The organism is Arthrobacter sp. B6 (assembly GCF_001663775.1).
In the GTDB taxonomy this organism is placed as follows: domain Bacteria; phylum Actinomycetota; class Actinomycetes; order Actinomycetales; family Micrococcaceae; genus Arthrobacter.
Genome location: NZ_KV467168.1, coordinates 2,037,648 through 2,057,454 on the forward strand (window position 1 = coordinate 2,037,648; position 19,807 = coordinate 2,057,454).

Below are 19,807 nucleotides of genomic sequence, written 5' to 3' on the forward strand. Positions count from 1 at the left end.
GGCCTTTTCCGAGCGGCGGGGTTGGCAATTCGATAGTAAGCATGATTACTATTGAGGCAGAAGGATGAAGTGTCTCCGGGATCCGGAGGCCTCCTTTACTTAGGAAGAGGAACGAAAAATGGGATTTCTTGCATTTCTGATTCTCGGACTTATTGCTGGTGCGATCGCTAAGGCGATCCTCCCGGGCAAGCAGGGTGGCGGCTGGCTCATCACCCTCGTCTTGGGCGTCGTTGGGGCCCTCCTCGGCGGCTGGATCGGTGGAATGATCTTCGGCACCGGACTGCAGGAGTTCTTCTCCCTGCAGACGTGGCTGCTGGCCATCGGTGGCGCACTCATCGTGCTGCTGGTGTATGGCATGATCACCAAGCGCGGCGTGCGTAGCTAACTGGCACGCAGCCAGGAAACCGGCCTGGGGACACTATCCCCGGGTCGGTTTTCCTTTCCCCCGGCCTCCGGCCGGAACTGAAACCTTCTCACGGAGCAGGAGTTCATCGTGAAAAACAAACTTCTTTTGGGTGTTGGAATCGCCGCAGGATATGTCCTGGGATCGCGGTCCGGCCGGGCGGCCTATGACAAGCTGAAGGCCAGGGCAGCTGGATTTTGGGACAGCAAACCTGTCCAGGACAAGGTCACGGCCGCCACCGAAGCCATCAAGGAAAAAGCTCCGGAAGTGGCGGACCAACTGGGTGAGGCTGCCCGCCGGGCGGGCACCGTGATCGGTTCGGCCATGCACCACGACACGTCGGCCAGTAACGGCAAAGCAAAAACGTCCGACGGCGGCGCGAGCGACGCCGGCGACCACGTCCCGGCTCACAGCACACACCCGGAAACAGTCAACCTTGGCACGTCCGATGTTCATTCGGATCCGGCCATGAACGACGCCACCGGCCAAGACTGGTCAGACGAAGGCGGCGCAACCCCCGCGGGTGCGGCCACCAACGTGGATCCCAAGCGGGACTGACCCCGTTCGGAAGCGAAAAGTTACGCTGCGCCTGCCCTGTGCAGCAGGCGGGTGCCGGAATTGTGCTAAAACTGATTGACCTTGCTGGCCGTCGCGATCCTTGGGGGACGCGGCGGCCGGCGGCGTTTTAAGCTCTGGCGCCCATTTCGGTTCAGGTGACCAGCTCGGCAGCCCCGAACGACACGCTGAACTGAACGCACCACAGGTCAACTGCCGGGTACTTCGACAAATCGACTTCGGCGGGAATCTGGTAAACCTGATTGCCCTGGTTTCCCTTGATAAGGCCGAGGTCGTAGTAGTCAGCGGAGCCGGCCGTGAACCACCCGGCTGTCCCTTCCACCACGTGCGCTGCACTCAACCAGACGTGCACATCCGGACCGTTGGACGTATCCAGGTTTTCCAGCGTGAGCAGCCGGGTGCCGTCCGGCTGCTGGATGATCCGGACAGTTCCCGTCGTCGGGTGCTCATGGCTGATCAAAGTACCCACAGCCAACTGCACCGGGCCTGCGGGAGTGGGTGTCGGCGTCGGACTGCCGGCTGTTGGTGCCGTGCCAGGCGTCGACGCTTGGGGCGCGGGCGGCGTTGTCGGTTGGGCTTGGGCGGGGGCGGTGGCCACCGCTGGCAACTGCTCATCCACCCTCACGTCCACAAAGAGCAGCCACGGCTTGAACACCACAAGCCCGATGACGAGCCCTATTGCAGCAACGACCGCCGCGATGGTCCAGATTCGGCGTCGGGATGGATTTTGCTTTCCGGTTGTTGATGACTTTGGGATCCCGGGCTTGCCGGCCTCTGACTTTCCGCTCATGGACTCATCCTCCGCGTATCCGGAGTTCAGCGCAACGGAACACCAGCAGCCGCGCGGCCCTTCCACAAGGCGCATGCCAGGTCTCGCCAAGAGCTGACTCGGCGGCACAGCGACCTGCTCAGCCGCGCCGGCGTGCTCTTAAGTGCGCTTCCAGCTCTTAGGCGTTCGACGGCGGCGGTTGGGTGTGGCGGCCGGCCCGCCGTGGGGCGCGTCCAGGGGCAGCCGGTGCCGCCGTTGCGGTCTGCGCTGCCCTGCACCTGCCCTCCAGCGGGCCGGGTCGGCTTGTCCGGCCTCGGTTTTGTGCGGCCCGCCGGCTCTTTCCTGGGTGCGGAATCGGTGCGGGCCTTAATTGTCGTACCCCCTTGGAAGAGTGTTCCCATGGAAGCTCTTAGGGTTCAGGGTGCGGGGCATGGCGGTACTGCCGGCCGGCTTCCGGGCGCTGGTTTGCCTTTTGGGGGCGCTTCCAGCATCTGGGCGTTCGACGGCGGCGGTTCGGTGTGGCGGTCGGCCCGCCGTGGGGCGCGTCCCGGGGCAGCCGGTGCCGCCGTTGCCGTCTGCGCTGCCCTGCACCTGCCCGCGACCGGGCCGGGTCGGCTTGTCCGGCCTCGGTTTTGTGCGGCCCGCCGGCTCTTTCCTGGGTGCGGCATCGGCGTGGGCCTTAATTGTCGTACCCCCTTGAAAGAGTGTTCCCATGGAAGCTCTTAGGGCTCAGGGTGCGGGGCATGGCGATACTGCCGGCCTGCTACCGGGCGCTGGTTTGCCTTTTGGGGGCGCTTCCAGCATCTGGGCGTTCGACGGCGGCGGTTCGGTGTGGCGGTCGGCCCGCCGTGGGGCGCGTCCCGGGGCAGCCGGTGCCGCCGTTGCCGTCTGCGCTGCCCTGCACCTGCCCGCGACCGGGCCGGGTCGGCTTGTCCGGCCTCGGTTTTGTGCGGCCCGCCGGCTCTTTCCTGGCTGCGGCATCGCAGCGAGCCTTAATTGTCGTACCCCCTTGAAAGAGTGTTCCTATGGAAGCTCTTAGGCCTCAGGGTGCGGGACACGGCGGTTCAGCCGCCGCCCTGATGCCTGCCGGTGCCCGCGCTGCTACCGTTTCCCGGATCTGGGCACCATCCGGCGCCCCGGCGCCTGTTGGACGCGTCCCCAGCAGCCGGGCCTTCGCAGGCGGCGCCCGGGCGGACCGGTTGAGCCTGAGCTGCAGCCCTTCCACAGAGGCAGCCGCACTCCCCGAAACCGCCTCGCTTCCGGACACCGCCGGGTCCGGGGAAACCGTTGAAACTGCCGGGCGTGTGGACACCGCCGCTGTTCCCGGTTCAGGCCGGGCCGGTGCCGCCGCGCTCCTTCACGCCATCGCTGTCATTAACGCTGTCGCGGCCCAGGCCCCGGACGTGCTGGCACTGGCAGACTACGTCCAGGCCGCAGATTTCGCCGGTCACACCGAGGACCTCTCCCGGACCGTGGAGTACCTGCAGATCCTCGCCGCCGGCGCCGTGGACCGCACCCGCACCCAGGCCATCACCGACGCAGCCACCGCCCGCGCCAGATCCGCCCGGTCCGGCCGGTCCTGGATCACCGGCTGGGACAACGGCGTCCAGACCCTCAACGAAACCAACGAATCCTGGCCCGCCAGCACCGGCACCGGCCCCGGCACCGGCACCGCAGCGCAGATCCCCGCCACCGGAGCCGACCACCCCACCACCGCCGACAGACACCCGACCCCGATCCCGTCTGCCCCCGCCGCACCCGTTCCGGCTTCCCCGGCCGACGACGGCTGCAAAAACACCGCCGAATTCCTCCGGCTCCGGCTCCGGATCGGGATCAGCGAAGCCCGCCGCCGGCTCCACCTCGCCCACGACACCCTGCCCGGCACCACCCTCACCGGCAACACCACACCACCACCGCGCGAACACCTCGCCGCCGGACTCGCACCAACCCCCACCACCCCAAACACCCCGGGCACCGCAAGCATCGGCACGGAAGCAGGCACGGACACCAGCACGGATGGCGGCACGGACACGGCGCAGATGGCGGCGCGGACACCGGTACCCGCGGGCCGGGTCAGGAAGCGGCCGGGCAGATGGCCGCGGGTCCGGCCGTGTCATCCCGTGCCGGAACAATCATCAGCCTCACCCTGGACCGGCTCCAACACCAGACCACCCCCGACACCCTGGCCCGGATCGAGCAGGACCTTACCCGCACCGCCGCCACCGCAGACCCCGACTTCCTCAGCCGCGTCGCCCGCCGCTGGGCCGACACCATCGACGCCGACGGCACCGAACCCACCGAAGAAACCCTCCGCCACACCCAAGGCGCGTTCATCCGCAAACCACGCCACGGCCTCCACCACCTCGAAATCTTCGCCACCACCGACCAATACGAACACCTCCTCACCGCCATGAACACCGCCACCAACCCCCGCACCACCACACCCGCCACCAACACCAACGCCACCGGCACAGACCCGGACGTATGGCGCGACGGTGACATGGACCTGGACCGGCGCACCCGGTCCCAAAAACAACTCGACGGCATCATCGGCGCCGTCAAAGCCGCCCTCACCACCAACACCCTGCCCACCACCGGCGGCAACCGCCCCCAAATCATCGCCACCATCAACTACCAAGACCTCTTCCCCCACACCCACACCGCCACGGCCACAGCCAGCAACACTGATTCAAGCCCGGCCCCAAGCCCAAGCCCGGGTGCGGGCACGGTCGGCAGCACAGCCAACGACACATGCCCAGGCGCGGGTGCGGGCACGGCTTGCAGCACCGGCCCAGGCCCGCGCTATGGACCAGAAACCGGCACCAGCACCGGCGCCACGCCCACCGGCACAGGCACCACGGCCACCGGGACCGGGACTGGGACCGGGACGGGGAACTTCGTCTTCACCGGCCCCGTCGCCGCCACCACCCTGCGCAAAATCGCCTGCGACGCCGACATCATCCCCGCCCTCCTCGGCACCCACGGCGAAATCCTGGACCTCGGCCGCAAAACCCGGCTCTTCACCCCCGCCCAACGCACCGCCCTCACCGCCCGCGACCAAGGCTGCACCTTCCCCAACTGCACCATCCCCGCCCCCTGGTGCGAAGCCCACCACATCACCTACTGGTCCCACGACGGACCAACCACCACTGAAAACGGCGCACTCCTATGCACCCATCACCACCACCTCATCCACAAAGAACAATGGACCATCACCACCCAAAACGGCGTCCCCTGGTACACACCCCCACGCCACATCGACCCCACCCAAAAACCCCAACAAAACCACTACTTCAAACCCCCACCACCACCCCGCGAATAACCCACCAAAGAAAAAGCCGGCCCCCCCGACAGGAGTGAACGCCCAGAAACAACCGGCGCGCCGAGGCAGGGGTGACCGACGCGCGGAGGCAGGAAAGTGTGCCCCGGCCCTCGGGCGTGTGGAATCCAGCAAACGGTATACCTGAACCGGACAGGTCCGTGACCAGCGGAACACGTAGACGATACTGGACACGTGATCAGGACAGCCAAGGCCAGAGCGGCCACCTGGCGCCCCTAAACCGCCCGCACGGTGCGACCGCCGGCAGCGACGCCGATGACGACCGTGCCGTCCAGTTCCTCCGAGTGCACCGTCCGAGCCGGCATTCCAGAAGCAACCATGAGCGTGGAAGTCCCGGCCGCCTGACGTTTGCTCGATTCAATGAGGAGGTGACCGTTCGGAGCCAGCCACTCCGCAGCTTCCGCAATGACCCGCCGGTGGAGGTCCAGGCCGTCGGCGCCACCATCAAGCGAGACGCGGGGCTCATAGTTTCTGGCCTCAGGCGGCATGGTCCGGAGCGCACCTGTGGGAACATACGGGGCGTTGACAGCCAGGAGCCGCACTCGTCCCCGCAGCCCGGCAGGGAGTGCTGAGTACAGGTCGCCCTGATGGATCTGCCCGCCCACCCCTGCCACGTTCGCGCGCCCGCAGCTCACGGCAACGGGATCAATATCCGCTGAGTGAAGTTCCGCCCCGGGGACTCCGGATGCAATCCCGACGCCTACAGCCCCCGACCCGCAGCAAAGATCCACCACAACCCCGGGGGACGACGCGTCAGTCGTCGTGCAAGAAGCCGTCGCAAGGCTCCCCCGCAGCAGCGTCACTGCTTCAGAAACGAGCAACTCAGTGCGTCGACGGGGTACAAAAACACCGGGCTCAACGGCCATCCGGAGTCCGCAGAATTCCGCCCACCCCAGGATGTACTCCAGGGGTACACCCGTGACTCGGCGGGCTACCCACTCGGACAGTTCAGCAGGGCCGGACGCCTCGGACAGAAGCAAACGCGCCTCGTCTTCGGCGAAAACGCAACCGGCCGCGCGCAGCCGGGACACAACGTGGGCGAAAGTGGGGGAAGCAGAAAGTAGTTCAGGACCTGGCATGGAAACGCCTTTCGGTGAGCCGATGGGCACTCCCCCGCGTCACCTAAGCCTTGCGGTCCGGACGGCAGGCTGAGGGAGTCCCGAAACTGATAGAGCGGGAATCGTCACTCACCTCCTTCTGCCTTGACTCGAAAAATCCATGCTAGCTGACGTCTCAATCCACCTGCATGAGCCAAAATGTTGGCAGGATGGAACCCATGACTTCCCTGCAGCAGCAGACCCTGATCTGGACCGGCACGTACACAGCCGACGGCGGCGGCCGGGCGAAGGGCATCGGCGCGTTGTCCGCCCACCCCGACGGGTCGCTCGAGTGGCGAGGTACAGCAGTCGAGGCCGATTCGCCGTCGTTCGTTGCCGCCCACCCAACCCTGCCCGTGGTCTACGCCGTGGCCGAGCAACGCCAGATGGTCCGGGCCTTCCGCCGGACCGGAGAGTTTGGGCTGGAACCGTTCGGCCATCCACAGCCCGCCGGAGAAGCCACTTGCCACGTAGCCGTCGACCCGCTGGGCCGCTTTCTCACCGCGGCGTGCTGGGGCGACGGCCAGGTGCTGCTCTACGAACTGGATCACGACGGCGGCATAACACGGCGGTTTGCGGCGGCACCATCGGTTGATCCGCACGGCAGCATGGCGCCGGGGCAACCGCGGCAGAGCCGGGCCCACGCCAGCCTGATGCTGGCCGACGGACGAATCATGACCACCGACCTGGGCCACGACGCCCTGCGCATCTGGCGGTACGAACCCGGAGCCGGACTGATCGCGGACCACGAGGTAGCGCTCCCCTTCGGCAGCGGACCCCGCCATCTGGTGCAGCACCGCAGCGGAAGCGTTTTTGTGGTCTCTGAATACTCCATCGAGGTTTTCGTCGTCAGGGCGGACGCCGGGACTTTTGAACTTATCAACCGTGGCCCGGCCACCTCCGGTGGCAGCCTTCCGGATGACTCTGCGGCAGAGATTTGCCTCGACCAGGAAGGGAACCACGCCTACGTGGGCGTACGCGGCTCCAACCTGATCAGCGTCCTGCGGGTCGGCCCGGACGGCACCGAACTCTCGCCGGTCAAGGATGTGGCCAGCGGCGGGGACTGGCCGCGCCACCACCTGGTCATGGGGCAGTGGCTCCACGTGGCGCACGAGCGGTCAGACAACATTGCTACGTTCGCCCTGGACTCCGCCACCGGACTGCCCGGTACCCTCATCCACAACCTGCAGACCCCCTCGCCTACCGCCTTGGTGCCCGCAAGCCGGGCGTAGGAGCTTTTCCCTAAACACTGGAATTATTTAGTGCAAGCGTTTACAGTTGTGACTTGGTTCACAGCCAAGGCTCCTTGGTTGGCGGACTAACCACCTGTGACTGCGCACCGCGCGAACAGGACCCTGCACAGCAACGCCGCTACCAGGAAGGTCTCTCCTGACGTGAAATCCCGCACCCCCAAAGGCTCCACCCCAAGCCTCAGACCAGCCGCCCAGAGCCGCCCGACCTCCAGACGCAAACCACTCCGGCGCACCGCATCCTTCCGGGCGGCCGCCAGCATCCTTGCCGCGGCCGTTGCCGCTGCGGCTGCAGTACTTCCTGCGCACGCGGCGCCGGGCCCCAAAAACCCGGGATCGTCGTCGGCCTTCCACTCCCTCCGCGCCCCGGTGACGGACGAAAACTTCTACTTTGTGATGGCGGACCGTTTCAGCAACGGGGACACAGCCAATGACGACGGCGGCCTGGGCCCCGATCCCATGGTGTCCGGTTTCGACCCCACCAAGAAAGGCTTCTACAACGGCGGCGACCTGGCCGGACTGCTGGACAAGATCGACTACATCCAGGGCCTGGGCACTACGTCCATCTGGCTGACCCCCAGCTTCAAAAACAAGGCAGTGCAGCCGGAGGACAAGTCGGCCGGCTACCACGGCTACTGGATCACGGACTTCACGCAGATCGATCCGCACCTGGGCACCAATGACGAACTGCAGGCCCTCATTGACGAGGCACACTCGCGGGGCATGAAGGTGTACTTCGACATCATCACCAACCACACCGCGGACGTCATCGGCTACGAGGAAGGCGCCCGGAAGTCATATATCTCCAAAGACGCGGAACCATACAGGACGAAGGCCGGCGTGGAATTCGATGACCGGGACTTTGCCGGCACGAAGGAGTTTCCGGAACTCGATCCAGCAACCTCGTTCCCGTACGTTCCCGTACTGGAGCCAGGCGAAGAGGAACTGAAAGTCCCTGGCTGGCTGAACGATCCCTCGCTGTACCATAACCGTGGGGACACCACGTTTGTGGGCGAGGACTCCTACTACGGCGATTTCTTCGGCCTGGACGACCTCTTCACCGAGCACCCCACAGTGGTGGACGGCATGGAGGAGATCTACAAGACCTGGATCGGCGAGTTCGGCGTGGACGGCTTCCGAATCGACACCATGAAGCACGTCAACAACGAGTTTTGGCAGGAATTCGGCCCCGAGGTCCTGAGCTACGCCAAGGCACAGGGCAAGGACGAGTTCTTTATGTTCGGCGAAGTCTTCGACTCCACCAAGAGCTTCACCTCGCAGTTCACCACCCGGAACGAGATGCAGGCCGTGCTGGACTTCCCGTTCCAGGACGCCGCCCGGAACTTCGCTTCCAAGAGCCAGGACACCCGCTCCCTGGAGGCCTTCTTCGCCGGCGACGACTGGTACACCGACGCCGATTCCAATGTCTATCAGCTGCCCACTTTCCTGGGCAACCACGACATGGGCCGCATCGGAAGCTTCATCGCCGCCGACAACCCCGGTTCAACCGACGCCGAGCAGGTGGCCCGCGACCAGCTGGCCCACGAGCTGATGTACTTCTCCCGCGGCAACCCGGTGATCTATTACGGCGACGAGCAGGGGTTCACCGGCCCGGGCGGGGACCAGGACGCCCGGCAGACGCTGTTCGCCAGCCAGGTTCCGGAGTATCTCGACGACGACCTGCTGGGAACCGACGCAACGCACGCGGCCGATAACTTCAACGCCGGCCACCCCCTGTACGCCAAGATCAGCCAGCTCGCTGCCCTGACCAAGGAGCACCCCGCCCTCCGCGATGGCGCCCACCAGCACCGCCACGCCTCCGAAGGGCCCGGGATCTATGCTTTCTCCCGCACTGACGCAGAGGACCAGCGCGAATATGTCGTTGCCCTGAACAACAGCGAACAGCCGCAGACGGCGGGCGTCCCCTCCTACATCGGCAAGCGCAACTACACACGTATTTACGGTGGCGCGGCGGAAGAAGTAAAGACCTCCGCGGACGGCACGCTGACGGTCACTGTCCCGCCCTTGTCCGCCGTGGTCTACCAGTCCTCGGGCCGCATCCCGCACTCGAAGGCGGCGCCCGCCGTCGAGCTCCAGGGACCTGCCGCGGCACCCGCGGACAACGGCCGGATCAAGGTAACGGCCGACGTCGGCGGTACTTCGTTCTACGAGGTCACCTTCGAGGCTAAAACGGCGGGCGGTGGCTGGGCGCCGATCGGCACGGATGACACCGCTCCCTACCAGGTGTTCCACGACGTCGCGGCGCTGGATGCAGGCACCGCCCTGGAATACCGGGCCACCGTGCTGGATAACGGCGGCCACACGGCCACCAGCCAATCCCGGGCAGCTACGGTTCCCGCGCCGATCCTGACCCTGCAAAAGCCCGTGGAAGGCAGCAGCGTGCAGGGTTCCGTGGAGCTCAGCGCCACGGCGGATCCGGAAAAGTCCGGCCACGTGGTGTCCTTCGAACGCAGTGTGGGCGACGCTGACTGGACGGCCGTGGGCTCTGATGATTCCTCACCGGTCTACTCGGCGGTTGATGACATTGCGGCACTGGAGCTCCCCGACGGCACGGAGGTTCGGTACCGTGCCAGCATGACCGGGCCCGGTTTCAGCGTGGTCAGCGAACCGCGGACCGTGTTTGTCGGGGAGGCCCCGCAGCCTGATTCGGTGACTGTTGCCGGGGACCTGAACCTGCAGATGGGCTGCGGCGAATGGGATCCTGCCTGCCCGCAGGCCATGATGACCCTGGACCCGGCGGATAACATCTGGCGGCTGACTGTTGACCTGCCTGCCGGGCAGTACGAGTACAAGGCCGCGCTCAACGGCAACTGGGAAGTCAACTACGGCGCCGACGGCGAGTTGAACGGGGCGGACATCGTCCTGGACCACCCCGGTGGCCCGGTCACGTTCCGCTATGACAACAGCACCCACATCCTCAGCGCCGTGTATGCCTCTCAACAGCCCAACGCGGTGGCCATCGCGGGAAGCCTGGACGACGAGCTCGGGTGTGCCGCCGACTGGGATCCCGCCTGCGACCAGGCCCAGCTAACGCTGGACCCGGCGACGCTGGTGTGGAAGCTGTCCGTGCCGGCCCTGCCGGCCGGCACCTACGAGTTCAAGGCGGCGCTGAACCGTAGCTGGGGCCTGAACTACGGGGCGGACGGGGTGCCTAACGGCGGCAACATCTCCTACACGCACGACGGCGGCGCGGTCACCTTCCGGTACGACCACTTCACCCACCTGCTCACGGCGGGCTAGAGGGCGTGTCACGGGTCTGGGAGCGCACGGTCTGCCCCAGGCCCGTGACGAACCGCCGGATGGCGAGCTCGGCGGTGGGCGGCTCGCCGAAGAACTGCCGCTGCAGCGTGGTGTCCGCAACATACCGGCCGCTCTGGAACCAGGCGATCATGGCGGCCAAGTCCTTGGCCGTGGGGCTGACCGGGCCCAGCAGCTTCCCCGCCGCCTGCACGACGCCGGCGGGGACGGAACGGACCCTGAGGGTTTTGCCGGTGAGCCGCCCCGCAATGTCCGCGACGTCCTGCATCCCGACCGGCCGGTCCCAGCCAATGTCGATACGCCGGCCGTCCAGGCCCGGCAGGTCAACCGCCTCTGCAAGGTAGCCGGCGATGTCGGACGTGAGCACAAAAGTCACCGGGATCCGCGGCGACCCGATCCAGGTGAGCCGGCCCTTGCTGAACGGGTCGCCGCCGAAGCGCGTGATCTGGTCCAGGAACCCGCCTGGGCGGAGCGCCACGAACGGGACGCCCAACTCCTCCAAACGGTCTTCGGTCAGCTTCTTGTGCCAGAAGTGCGCAACCTCCGGGGTCTGGTCGCAGGTGAGGATGCTGGTCAGGACGAACCGCCGGACAGCCGAGCGGCTGGCGGCTTCGACCAGGTTGGCGTTGCCCACTGTGTCGGTTTTGGGGGTGTCGCCCTTGCGGTGCCGGGTGTAGCCTGCCGCCGAGGTGATCACTGCATCGACGCCCTCCATCGCCCGAAGCAGCGACCACGCGTCCAGCATGTCACCCCGTGCGATCTCCACTCCGGCGGCTTCGAGCCGGGAGGCGTCCGAGCCGGACCGCACCAGCGCCCGCACCTGTTTACCGCGTTTGAGCAGCTCCGTAGCAACCTGGCTGCCCAGCATGCCGGTACCGCCCACCACCAATACGGGTCCGTCGGTCATGTGGTCCCTCCTGTGCGCATCCTGCCAGCGGCGGTCCGGTTCCCCTTCACATTCTCGCTCCACCCCGGCCCGCCTGCCAGACCCGCGGCGGGACCCAACGCGCCGCCCGTCAGCCGCGGAGCGCCTCAGAAACTGCAGCCAGCAAAGCGTTGAACCTCGGGTTGGCAGGAAGGTCGTCGATGAACACCGGCTTCCCGTCCGGACCGGCCAGCGGGACCTGCCAGTTGGGATACAGCGCCTCGTTGGTGCCGGGCTGGTTCTGCACCCGCCGCTCCCCCACAGCATCCACCAGCGCCACTCCGAGCAGGACCGACGGCGACTGGGCCAGGAGGCGGTGCAGCGCCACAATCGTGCGCTCCTCACTGCCGTAGCTGCCGGTTCCCCTGCCTCCGGCCGCGTCGCCGCCCTCCGCCGTTTCACCGCTCTCGGGCAGCAGGCCGCGTTCGCGCAGCAAGCCCATCATCTTTTCCAGGGTGGCGGTGTGCTCCGCCAGTTCCTCGGCCTCGGAGCGTTCCAGCAGGCCCAGCCGGCTGCGCAGCGCCACATGGTCGCCGGCCAGGTAGCCGGCGGTGGGAGGCAGGTCATGCGTATTGACGCTGGCGAGGGCCTGTGCGCGGTACTTCTCGGGCGGCAGCGGCGAGTCGCCGTCGTTCTCAAACCACAGGATGGACGTCCCAAGGATGCCCCGCGCGGCGAGGTAGTCACGCACCCACGGCTCGAACGTGCCGAGGTCCTCGCCGATCACCACGGCGCCGGCGCGCTGGGCTTCCAGCGCGAGGATGCCGATCAGCGCATCGTGGTCGTATGTGACGTATGCGCCGTCCCGGGGCGAGTTGCCGGCCGGCACCCACCACAGCCTGAACAGGCCCAGCACGTGGTCCACGCGGATGCCACCCGCATGCCGAAGCACCGTTGCCAGCATGTTGCGGAACGGTGCATAGCCGGCCTCGGCCAGCCGGCCGGGATGCCATGGCGGCTGGCTCCAGTCCTGGCCCAACTGGTTGTACATGTCCGGCGGCGCGCCCACGCTGACTCCGGGTGCGAGGACGTCGCGCAGGGTCCAGGCGTCGGCGCTGCTCAGGTCAACGCCCACGGCGAGGTCGTGAACCACGCCCAGCCGCATCCCCGCCTGGAGGGCCGCCTGTTGCGCGTTCTTCAATTGCTCGTCGCAGATCCACTGCAGCCAGCGGTGGAATCCGATCCGATCCGCCAGCTTTTCCCTCAGCGCCTCCGCTTCGGGGGAACCAAGTGCACAGTCCGGATCGGCCCAGAGCGGGTCCTCAGGCGCCAGGTCCTCGCGAATGGCGGACCACAGCGCGAAGTCATCCAGGCCCTGACCCGAGATGCGGCAGAATTCGTCGAACGCCGCCTGCCGCGCCGGTGCCCGCCGGGCGTGGTACAGCAGTTCCAGGGCCTGGAGCTTGGCCGCGTACACAGCGTTGCGGTCCAGCCGCTCAGCGTCCTTGTTCAGCCCGTGGACCTGTTCCTGGAGCCGGTCCACCGTGGCGCGCTTGCGCGGTTTCAAGTAGGCAATTTCGGGAATGGCCTCCACGCGGATGTAGAGGGGGTTGAAGAACCTGCGCGTGGAGGGTGAATACGGAGAGGGCTGGACCGGCGGAACAGGCTCCGCGGCATGCAGCGGGTTGACCAGGACATAGTCCGCTCCGCGTGAACCGCTGAGCGTGGCCAGGTCCGCCAGGTCCTCGAAGTCGCCGATCCCCCAGGACCGCCTGGACCGCACGGAATACAGCTGCGTGGCCAGGCCCCAGCCGCGGCGCTTGAGCAGCGGCTCGGCCGTGGTGAGCCGCGCAGGAACCACCACCAGCGCACCCTGGGCCGTGACGCCGTCGGACTCCGCGTGCAATGTGTGCCAGCCCAGCGGCAACCCCTCCGGCAAGGCGAACGTTGCCCGCCCCGTAGGCACACCGTCCACGTCCTGCGGCGCCACCCAGATGTCCTGCTGGACGGCATCCACGGGCTCGCCCGCGCCCGTTTCAAGCTCCACGTGCAGCCGGGCCGTGGCACCGTCCCGGACGTGGACAGGAACCAGCGCCGTTTCCCCCTGCTGGACCACGACGGCGGGCGGCAGCATCCGGCGCCACGGCGCCAGCTCCGCCTCGGCCAAGGCAGCTTCGATCAGCTCGTTGGAATGCGCCGCCACCCCCAACGCGGCCAGGACCTTAATCAGCGTCTCCGGTGCGACGCTGTGCGGCAATCCGTCCCAGCCATGGAACGACGTACCGACGCCATGCGCGTCGGCGAGGCGCTGCAGGAGATGCAAATCCACCGGCCCGTGACCTGCCGCCTCGCCGCCGCCAGGGGAACCCGGCGTTCCGGAGAATTGCGCGTACTGCTGGTCTGGAGCCTTCATGGATGTCCGCCTCGCCTGGTGTGATGGGCCCGAACTTACATTGATTCCTGCCACACGGGAGCCGTACAGCCCCCGCGCAAAACTGTTGGTTCCGATTATTGCAGGGGCAGCCGCGGACTGCTTCAACGGATGGTTTGAACCGTTGACTTGTCTTGTGGACATCCCCTAGCGTTCCTGACACTGACAACGTTGTCTATCCAAAATAGGCACGCGCGATGAAGGGCGACCCTTACTCCATGCAGATCACATCACCCACAGTCCGAACCTGTTCGGCGCTCACCCTGGCCGGCCTCAGCCTCGCCGCAACGCTCGCAGGATCCGTTCCGGCCTGGGGCACGGCAGCCCCGGCAACCACGTCGCGGACGACCGTGACCGACACTGAGGCCGGCTCCGGAACACCGCTCGGCGGGGAGCAGTACAGGCCGGGCATCCACTACACACCAAAGCAGAACTGGATGAACGACCCCAACGGGATGGTGTTCCATAAGGGCGTGTACCACCTGTATTACCAGCACAACCCCTCAGGCAACATGTGGGGCAACATGTCCTGGGGCCACGCCACATCCAAGGACCTGACGCACTGGACGGAGCAGCCGGTGGCCATCGCCACCGACGAGGAGCAGGACATCTTCTCCGGGAGTGTTGTGGTGGACAAGGACAATACCTCGGGGTTCGGAACCGCTGACAACCCGCCGCTGGTCGCCGTCTACACCAGCGCGTACAAGCCTGGCTCGCCGCACGCAGGACTCCAGGCGCAGTCCCTGGCGTACAGCCTGGATGACGGGCAGACGTGGACCAAGTACGCCGCCAACCCGGTGTTGAACCGCAACTCGGCCAACTTCCGCGATCCAAAGGTCTTTTGGTACAGCACCCCGGATGGCGGCGGCTACTGGGTGATGGCCGTCGTCGAGGCCGCAGACCATAAAGTACTGCTGTACAAATCCAACGACCTCAAGGACTGGGCGCTCCTGAGCGAGTTCGGGCCGGCGAATGCCGCGGGCGGACTCTGGGAATGCCCTGACCTCTTCCCGCTGGCCGTGGACGGCGACCCGGCCAACATCAAGTGGGTCATGGTGGTCAACATCAACCCCGGCGGCATTGCGGGCGGATCGGCCGGGCAGTACTTTGTTGGCGATTTCGACGGCACCACATTCACCTCCGAGACAACCAAAGGCAGCGATACCCTGCCCGCCGGAACACCATTGGCCGGCTTCAACAACGGCACCTACGACGGCTGGACGGTAGCCAACGAGCCCGGAAACTGGAAGAACGGACCGTTCGGCGATGCTCCGGCAACCGGCTCGCTTCCGGGGCAGAACCCGGTGACCGGCTTCTCCGGGGCAGGACTGATCAACTCCTTCAACGACGGCGACTGGCCCGTGGGCAACATGGAATCCTCGCAGTTCACGGTCACCAGCGACTACCTGAATTTCCTGGTGGGTGGCGGCCAGCACCCCCGCGTCTCGGACAAGCTGGACAACACTCCGCCGGCCGGCGACCTGCTGTTTGACGGCTTCGAGGTTCCGGATGGAACGTCAATGGCCGACGCCGGCTGGACCGGAACGGGCGATCTGGCACCCTCGTTCCAGCCCGCCACCTCCGGCGGTGACTTCTATATCGGAGCCAAGCGGATCAACACGTTTGAAACCGGCGGCGCACCGGCTGATGACAGGCAGGGAACCATGACGTCGCCGTCGTTCACTCTCTCCCGGGACTTCATGAGCATGTTGGTGGGCGGCGGACACCGGGCCGCAGGTTCAGGCCAGCAACTGGAGGTCCAGCTGCTGGTGGGCGGCAACGTGGTGCGCAGCCTGGCCGGAGATGAGGCCGGTGCCCTGAACTGGAAGGGCTGGGACGTCTCGGAGTTTGCCGGGCAGGATGCCCGGCTGCGGATCGTGGACCAGGCCACCGGTGGCTGGGGCCACCTCACGCTGGACCACGTGATGCTTACCGACCAGGCAGCGGTGACGCGCTCCGACGAGACCACGGTGAACCTGGTGGTGGACGGCCAGGTGGTCCGGACCGCCACTGGTGCCAACAGCGAGGTCCTGGACTGGGCCTCGTGGAACGTTGCAGAATTCAAGGGCCGGCAGGCCAGCATCAGGGTAGTGGACAACAACCGGTTCGGCTGGGGCCACATCCTTGCGGATGAGTTCGTGGCGTCAGAGCAGGCGGCCACACCGCGGATCCAGACCTACGACTGGCTGGACTACGGCCGGGACTACTACGCCTCCGTGTCCTTTGCCAACATGCCCCAGGACAAACGCGTGATGCTGGGCTGGATGAATAACTGGGATTACGCGCAGGCCATCCCCACGTCGTCCTGGCGCAGCGCCATGTCACTGCCCCGGGAGGTGGGGCTGATCCAGACTCCGGCCGGGCCACGCCTCACCCAGCGGGCCGTCAAGCAGGTGGATGACCTTGCCACAAAGCCGAGCTACACGCAGAAGGGGGCCCGGGACATCACAGCGGGCACCACTGCGCTGCCGGCGGCTGCCTGGGGCCAGGTCCAGAGGATCGACGTCACCCTCGCTCCCGGCACAGCTTCACGGGCCGGAATCACCGTGCTGGGCAACGGCAGCGCCGCCACCGAGATCGGCTACGACCGCACCACCGGCGAGGTGTATGTGGACCGGCGGAACTCGGGAGACACCGGCTTCCACCCGCTGTTCACCTCAGTGGACTCTGCGCCAGTCACCCTGGACGCGGACGGTACCGTGACCCTGCGGGTGTACCTGGACAGGTCGTCCGTGGAGGTCTTCACCCAGGGCGGGCAGCGGACCATCACGGACCAGGTGTTTCCTGAAGCGGGCGCAGCCCAGGTGGCGCTCTTTGCCGACGGCGGCACCGCCCAACTGAAATCGCTCACCGTTACGCCGCTGGCGCAGTCGATGTTCAGCACGTTGACCAAGCCGGTCAAGGACCGCCAGAAGTAACCTAGTCCGCCCCGGGTTCGCCGTCTCACGACCCGGGCTTGTCCGCGGTTCCCTGCCTTGAAGGTTCGGAACCGCGGACAAGCCCGGGTTTGGCGTCTGAGGAGTGGGTGGTCTGAGGAGTGGGTGGTCAGGCGACCGGCTGGAGCCAGGTCAGCACGGAACCGTCCTCTTCAATCAGGTCCGCGAGCTCGCCGTTGAACCGTGCGCCGTAATCCGCGCTGATGTGCTCCTGGAAAGCCGCGTCGTCCTCGTAGACCTCGAACACGAAGTACTCGCGGGGATTCGTTTCCCGCGTGTACGGCAGGAATAGCTCGTTTCCCGGTTCCCTCCTCACCTCTTCGGTCAGTTCCCGCATCATCTCCGCGACCCGGTCTTCGCTGCCGGGCTTGACGGTGAATTCGGCGTAGAGCGTCTTAGTCATGGTTGTTCCTTCTGGGTTGGTTCGACAAGGGTGTTGGTTCGGCCGTGGACTGGCGCTGTGGGGGTGGGAGCTGTTGCGGATCCGGGGCTGCCGCGTTCAGGCGGCCGGCGGGAGTTCGCCGGAGCCGCGCTGGATGAGTTCGGAGGGGACTATGTACGTCTGCGCCGGCTGGTCGTCGCCGTCGATCCTGGCAAGCAGCCGCTCAGCTGCCAGCTTCCCGATCCTGTCGGGGTGTTGTGCGATGACAGTGATGCCGGGGTCCATCATGTCCGCAAGCGTGAAGTCGTCGAACCCCACCAGTGCAGTGCCCCGGCTCGCTCCGAGCTCCTTGAGCGCCCGCATGGCACCAAAGGTGATCAGGTTCTGGCTGGAGAAAATCGCCGTGGGCGGGTTCTCTGCATTCATCAGTTCGAGCGCTGCCTGCCGGGCCAACTCCTCGTTATGAAGACCTTCGCGGACCGGAACGGACGATGTCGGGATGCCCGCCCTGCCCAGCTCCTCAAGGAAGCCGCGCCGCCGTTCCCGGGCTGTTTGGATATCCGTGCGGTCACCCAAATAGGCAAGTTTGGTGTGTCCGTGAGCCATCAGGTGGGTCGCCGCCCGGGCAGCTCCGACGGCGTTGTCCGTCACCACGGCGTCTGCTTCGATTCCCACGGGTTCGCGGTCAATAAACACCATGGGCAGGTCCCGGGAATGCTCCGGGATGACGTACGCCTGGCTTTTGGCAATCGGCGTGAGGACCAGGCCATCCACGCGCCGGCCAAGGAAAGCGGCCACAAGCGACTTTTCCCGTTCCGGGTCATCATCGAGGCTTGCTGCGAAGACGGCAATCCCGCGGGCAGCCAAGGCGTCTTCGAGCGCGCGATGGATCTCGCTGCTGAACGGGTTGGCCACGCTGGGAAGCAGGAGCCCGATCGACAGGGTCTGCCGCCCCGCGCGCCGGAGACTTCCGGCGGCCATGTCCAGCTGGTAGTTGAGCTGCTGGGACGCGCCCAAGACCCGTTGCCGGGTGGCCTCTGAAACACCCGGCTCGTCGTTCATCACCCGGGAAACGGTCTTAATGCCCACGCCCGCCAGCGCAGCGACATGGCGCATCGTTGGCCGGTCCTTTGCCGGGGCTGCTTGGTAACGATTAGACATCGTTGTCATGACTTCGTCCTTCATCATCGAATTTACCTTGACTATAGCGTGTGACGCTGATTACATGATGCCTGACATCGTTGTCAGGCACGGGACGTGCCACGAACACAGGAGATTCAATGTTGACTTCCAAGACCCCGCGCGCCATCGCCCGCCGCCTGGTTGCCGCGGGCGCCGTCCTGACCCTCGGCACCCTGAGCCTCACCGCTTGCGGCGGGGGTCCCTCCGCCAACGCAGGCAATGCCTCCGATGAGAAGGTGGGAGTCTCCCTCATCGTCAAGACCACCACCAACCCTTTCTTCGTTTCCATGCAGGAAGGCGCCAAGAAGGCGGCCGAAGCAGACGGCGTAGACCTGAAGCTTGCCGCCGGCAAGGCCGACGGTGATGAGGACACGCAGATCCAAGCCATCGAAAACGCCATCTCCAAGGGCGACAAGGGAATCCTGATCACCCCGAACGGCCCGTCCGTGGTTGATGCCCTGAAGAAGGCCAAGGACGCCGGGCTCTTTGTCATTGCCCTTGATACCCCGCCGGACCCCGCGGAGGCCGCAGACATCACCTTCGCCACCGACAACTTCTCTGCCGGAGAACTCATCGGCAAATGGACCGCCGCCCAACTGGACGGCAAGAAAGCCACCATCGCACTGCTTGACCTGTTTGACGACAAGGTTGTCTCCGTGGACTACAACCGCGACCAGGGCTTCCTCACGGGCATGGGCATCGACACTGCGGACGCCAAGAAGAACGGCGACGAAGCCAAGAGCGGGAAGTACACCGGCGGCAAGGGCGGGGACTACGAGATTGTCGGCAACCAGGCCTCCCAGGGTGCCGAGGACGGCGGGCGCACCGCCATGGAAACCCTCCTGTCCAAGAACCCGAACATCAACGTTGTCTACACCATCAATGAACCTGCCGCGGCAGGCGCTTTCGAGGCCCTGAAGTCCGCCGGCAAGGAAAAGGACGTGCTGGTGGTCTCCGTGGATGGCGGTTGCACGGGCGTGAACAACGTCAAGTCCGGCGTCATCGGCGCCACCGCCCAGCAGTACCCCGTGAAGATGGCCGAACTGGGTGTGAAGGCCATTGTTGACCTCGCCAAGACCGGCAACAAGCCCGCCAACTCCGAGGGCCTGGACTTCTTCAACACTGGCGTTGAGCTGGTGACCGACAAGCCGGCCGACGGCGTCAAGAGCATCACCACCGCCGCGGCCTCCGAGATCTGCTGGGGCAAGTAGCCACACAGTTCCACTGCAGGGCGGGGAGACCGGATCACGCTATCGGCCTCCCCGCACTTCTTCCACCGGACCAGATCCGCCCCGGC

General features: G+C 66.1%; 14 protein-coding genes. 7 read left to right on the plus strand and 7 right to left on the minus strand.

What is annotated here, in order from left to right:
- Positions 1–118 precede the first annotated feature (118 nt).
- Both AU175_RS08930 and AU175_RS08935 read left to right on the plus strand, forming a co-directional pair.
- Positions 119–385: a GlsB/YeaQ/YmgE family stress response membrane protein gene (locus AU175_RS08930; protein ID WP_066287640.1), complete on the plus strand. Its 267-nt coding sequence runs from the start codon at positions 119–121 to the stop codon at positions 383–385.
- Between the two features lie 108 nt (positions 386–493).
- On the plus strand, positions 494–961 hold the full coding sequence (locus tag AU175_RS08935; RefSeq protein ID WP_066287642.1) for a hypothetical protein: 468 nt from the start codon (positions 494–496) through the stop codon (positions 959–961).
- A gap of 151 nt (positions 962–1,112) precedes the next feature.
- On the opposite strand, the gene AU175_RS08940 is transcribed toward AU175_RS08935, so the two are convergent.
- Together AU175_RS08940 and AU175_RS22350 are read right to left on the minus strand one after the other, a co-directional pair.
- Positions 1,113–1,769: a DM13 domain-containing protein gene (locus AU175_RS08940; protein WP_082979209.1), complete on the minus strand. Its 657-nt coding sequence runs from the start codon at positions 1,767–1,769 to the stop codon at positions 1,113–1,115.
- Between the two features lie 1,307 nt (positions 1,770–3,076).
- Positions 3,077–3,475 carry a hypothetical protein gene (locus AU175_RS22350; protein WP_231938501.1) on the minus strand — a complete coding sequence of 133 codons (399 nt, stop codon included), beginning with the start codon at positions 3,473–3,475 and terminating at the stop codon, positions 3,077–3,079.
- 365 nt (positions 3,476–3,840) lie between these two features.
- On the opposite strand from AU175_RS22350, the gene AU175_RS22000 reads away from it, so the two are divergent.
- Positions 3,841–5,070: an HNH endonuclease signature motif containing protein gene (locus tag AU175_RS22000; RefSeq protein ID WP_082979070.1), complete on the plus strand. Its 1,230-nt coding sequence runs from the start codon at positions 3,841–3,843 to the stop codon at positions 5,068–5,070.
- Positions 5,071–5,303: 233 nt separating this feature from the next.
- Here the strand turns inward: AU175_RS22000 and AU175_RS08955 are convergent, their stop codons facing one another.
- Positions 5,304–6,167, minus strand: coding sequence for a putative protein N(5)-glutamine methyltransferase (locus tag AU175_RS08955; RefSeq protein ID WP_066287651.1), 864 nt, complete (start codon positions 6,165–6,167; stop codon positions 5,304–5,306).
- Between the two features lie 197 nt (positions 6,168–6,364).
- Here AU175_RS08955 and AU175_RS08960 point away from each other — a divergent pair, with 197 nt between their 5' ends.
- Together AU175_RS08960 and AU175_RS08965 are read left to right on the plus strand one after the other, a co-directional pair.
- A complete protein-coding gene (locus AU175_RS08960; RefSeq protein WP_082979071.1) occupies positions 6,365–7,417 on the plus strand; it encodes a lactonase family protein in 1,053 nt (350 codons plus the stop codon).
- Between the two features lie 162 nt (positions 7,418–7,579).
- On the plus strand, positions 7,580–10,696 hold the full coding sequence (locus AU175_RS08965; RefSeq protein WP_082979072.1) for an alpha-amylase family glycosyl hydrolase: 3,117 nt from the start codon (positions 7,580–7,582) through the stop codon (positions 10,694–10,696).
- Here the strand turns inward: AU175_RS08965 and AU175_RS08970 are convergent.
- Both AU175_RS08970 and malQ read right to left on the minus strand, forming a co-directional pair.
- Positions 10,683–11,621 carry an SDR family oxidoreductase gene (locus AU175_RS08970; protein ID WP_066287654.1) on the minus strand — a complete coding sequence of 313 codons (939 nt, stop codon included), beginning with the start codon at positions 11,619–11,621 and terminating at the stop codon, positions 10,683–10,685. The genes AU175_RS08965 and AU175_RS08970 overlap by 14 nt on opposite strands.
- Positions 11,622–11,730: 109 nt before the next feature.
- Positions 11,731–13,992 carry a 4-alpha-glucanotransferase gene (gene malQ / locus AU175_RS08975; protein WP_082979073.1) on the minus strand — a complete coding sequence of 754 codons (2,262 nt, stop codon included), beginning with the start codon at positions 13,990–13,992 and terminating at the stop codon, positions 11,731–11,733.
- A 236-nt stretch (positions 13,993–14,228) separates the two neighbouring features.
- Here malQ and AU175_RS08980 point away from each other — a divergent pair, with 236 nt between their 5' ends.
- On the plus strand, positions 14,229–16,928 hold the full coding sequence (locus AU175_RS08980; protein ID WP_156642237.1) for a GH32 C-terminal domain-containing protein: 2,700 nt from the start codon (positions 14,229–14,231) through the stop codon (positions 16,926–16,928).
- 127 nt (positions 16,929–17,055) lie between these two features.
- Here AU175_RS08980 and AU175_RS08985 read toward each other — a convergent pair whose 3' ends face one another.
- Together AU175_RS08985 and AU175_RS08990 are read right to left on the minus strand one after the other, a co-directional pair.
- On the minus strand, positions 17,056–17,349 hold the full coding sequence (locus tag AU175_RS08985) for a putative quinol monooxygenase (RefSeq protein WP_066287660.1): 294 nt from the start codon (positions 17,347–17,349) through the stop codon (positions 17,056–17,058).
- A 96-nt stretch (positions 17,350–17,445) separates the two neighbouring features.
- Positions 17,446–18,444: a LacI family DNA-binding transcriptional regulator gene (locus tag AU175_RS08990; protein ID WP_066287662.1), complete on the minus strand. Its 999-nt coding sequence runs from the start codon at positions 18,442–18,444 to the stop codon at positions 17,446–17,448.
- A gap of 164 nt (positions 18,445–18,608) precedes the next feature.
- Here AU175_RS08990 and AU175_RS08995 point away from each other — a divergent pair, with 164 nt between their 5' ends.
- A complete protein-coding gene (locus tag AU175_RS08995; protein WP_066287665.1) occupies positions 18,609–19,721 on the plus strand; it encodes a substrate-binding domain-containing protein in 1,113 nt (370 codons plus the stop codon).
- Positions 19,722–19,807 lie beyond the last annotated feature (86 nt).

Coding starts and splice junctions, on each gene's coding strand:
- AU175_RS08930 (WP_066287640.1), top strand. CDS start 119: ATGGGATTTCTTGCATTTCTGATTCTCGGACTTATTGCTGGTGCGATC.
- AU175_RS08940 (WP_082979209.1), bottom strand. CDS start 1,769: ATGAGCGGAAAGTCAGAGGCCGGCAAGCCCGGGATCCCAAAGTCATCA.
- AU175_RS22000 (WP_082979070.1), top strand. CDS start 3,841: ATGGCCGCGGGTCCGGCCGTGTCATCCCGTGCCGGAACAATCATCAGC.
- AU175_RS08955 (WP_066287651.1), bottom strand. CDS start 6,167: ATGCCAGGTCCTGAACTACTTTCTGCTTCCCCCACTTTCGCCCACGTT.
- AU175_RS08960 (WP_082979071.1), top strand. CDS start 6,365: ATGACTTCCCTGCAGCAGCAGACCCTGATCTGGACCGGCACGTACACA.
- AU175_RS08970 (WP_066287654.1), bottom strand. CDS start 11,621: ATGACCGACGGACCCGTATTGGTGGTGGGCGGTACCGGCATGCTGGGC.
- malQ (WP_082979073.1), bottom strand. CDS start 13,992: ATGAAGGCTCCAGACCAGCAGTACGCGCAATTCTCCGGAACGCCGGGT.
- AU175_RS08980 (WP_156642237.1), top strand. CDS start 14,229: ATGCAGATCACATCACCCACAGTCCGAACCTGTTCGGCGCTCACCCTG.
- AU175_RS08985 (WP_066287660.1), bottom strand. CDS start 17,349: ATGACTAAGACGCTCTACGCCGAATTCACCGTCAAGCCCGGCAGCGAA.
- AU175_RS08990 (WP_066287662.1), bottom strand. CDS start 18,444: ATGCGCCATGTCGCTGCGCTGGCGGGCGTGGGCATTAAGACCGTTTCC.
- AU175_RS08995 (WP_066287665.1), top strand. CDS start 18,609: ATGTTGACTTCCAAGACCCCGCGCGCCATCGCCCGCCGCCTGGTTGCC.